2 protein-coding genes and 1 riboswitch are annotated in these 1,946 nt (G+C 73.9%); of the genes, one reads left to right on the plus strand and one right to left on the minus strand.

Annotation, left to right across the window (positions count from 1 at the left end):
• Positions 1-862, minus strand: an 862-nt coding sequence (locus tag AB0C29_RS46020) for an ATP-binding cassette domain-containing protein (protein WP_360834356.1), incomplete at its 3' end; no start/stop codon positions are given.
• A 152-nt stretch (positions 863-1,014) separates the two neighbouring features.
• Positions 1,015-1,131, plus strand: a riboswitch (SAM riboswitch).
• A gap of 36 nt (positions 1,132-1,167) precedes the next feature.
• Here AB0C29_RS46020 and AB0C29_RS46025 point away from each other — a divergent pair.
• A partial coding sequence (locus tag AB0C29_RS46025; RefSeq protein ID WP_360834358.1) for an aminotransferase class V-fold PLP-dependent enzyme occupies positions 1,168-1,946 on the plus strand: 779 nt, incomplete at its 3' end.

The following is a 1,946-nucleotide window of genomic DNA, read 5'->3' on the forward strand; positions in this document are numbered from 1 at the left end:
CGGCGCCGCGCACGATGCGCACGTCGCTGTCGAACCCGCGGGCGAGATCGGCCACGATCGGCTCGTCGGCCGCCGCGCCGCTGACCGTGACGTCGACGAGCGTCTCCCCCGGCCGCGGCTCGGCCGGCGGCAGCGGGAAGAGCCCCTGCGCGAGCTCCGAACCGGGCCGGCGCAGCAGGTCGGCGACCGGGCCGGACTCGATGAACCGGCCGTCGCGCATCACCGCGGCGGCGTGGCAGATCCGCTTCACCACGTCCATCTCGTGGGTGATCAGCAGGATGGTGAGTCCCAGCCGCTGGTTGAGCTCGCGCAGCAGATCCAGGATGGACCGCGTCGTCTCCGGGTCCAGCGCGGAGGTGGCCTCGTCGGAGAGCAGCACCTGCGGCCCGGCCGCGAGCGCCCGGGCGATGCCGACCCGCTGCTTCTGCCCACCGGACAGCTGCGCCGGGTACGCGTTCGCGCGCTCGCTCAGCCCGACCAGCTCGAGCAGCTCCGCCACCCGCCGCGCCCGTTCGTCCCGCGGCACCCCGGTGACCTCCAGCGGGAAGGCGACGTTGCCGGCCGCCGTACGGGAAGCCAGCAGCGCGAAATGCTGATGCACCATGCCCACCCGCTGCCGGGCCGCGCGCAGCGGTCCGCGTTTGAGCGCGGTCAGCTCGACGCCGTCCACCACCACGGTCCCGGCGTCGGGGCGTTCCAGCAGGTTGACGCAGCGCAGCAGGGTGCTCTTGCCCGCGCCGCTCTGTCCCAGCACGCCGAAGATCTGGCCCCGGGCGACACTGAGATCAACGCCGTCGACCGCGACGACGGAGGCACGCCGGCCGGCGTGATAGGTCTTGCGCAGACCCTGGATCTGAATCACGGATGCACCGTCGAATCCTATAAAGCCGATGGGTATTGCGAGGCCGAAAGATAGCTCGGACCGCCGCCGCGGGTCGATGCCCGGGCCGGAGTTTGTAACGACCGTCACCGGTCGGCAGACCTGACCCCGGCGGCTCTGCTACGGTGCTTTCAGGTCATGAGTGCCAGCGCGAAGCCCCGGCTTGCTGGCCGGCAACCCTTGTGTTCGCGATGGGGTGCTCCGGGTGAGGACCGGGCCGGCGTCGACACCGACGCGGGCAAGCGCGGGCCCCGGGGCGGGGTCCCCGACCTCCCGGAGGCAGCACCATGTCCCTCGTCCTGCAGCACACCGACCTCGACGTCGTCGGCGCGGAACTGACCGTCGACCTGCCCGACGGCACGACGGTCCCGTTCGCCCACCTGGACTACGCCGCGACCGCCCCCTGCGTGCGCGCCGCCGCGGACGCCGTGCAGAGCCTGCTCCCCTGGTACGGCAGCGTGCACCGCGGCACCGGCATCCGCTCCCAGACCTCGACCCTGGAGTACGAGCGAGCCCGCGACCTCGTCGGCGAGTTCCTCGGCGCCCGGCCCGGCGACACGGTGATCTTCACCCGCAACACCACCGACGCGCTGAATCTGCTCGCCCGCGCCCTGCCGGCCGAGGCCACCACGATCGTCTTCGACGGCGAGCACCACGCGAACCTGCTGCCGTGGCGCCGCCCGCTGCGACTGCCCACGCCGGCGAGCCCGGACGAGGCCGTCGCGGCCCTCGAGCGAGCCCTGCGGAGCGTGCGCGGGCTGGACGGGCCGGGGCTTGACGGGCCCGGGCTGGCCGGACCGGCGCAGGGCGGGCCGGTTCTGGTCGCGGTCACCGGCGCGAGCAATGTGACCGGCGAGATCTGGCCGGTGCGGCGGCTGGCCGACGTGGCCCACCGGTACGGCGCCCGCATCGTCGTGGACGCCGCCCAGCTCGCGCCGCACTCCCCCGTCGACCTCGCCACCCTGGGCGCGGACTACCTCGCCCTGTCCGGGCACAAGCTCTACGCCCCGTTCGGCGCCGGCGTGCTGGCCGGGCGGGCCGACTGGCTCGACGCCGCCGAGCCGTA

This window comes from Actinoplanes sp. NPDC048791, assembly GCF_040650095.1.
Lineage (GTDB): Bacteria > Actinomycetota > Actinomycetes > Mycobacteriales > Micromonosporaceae > Actinoplanes.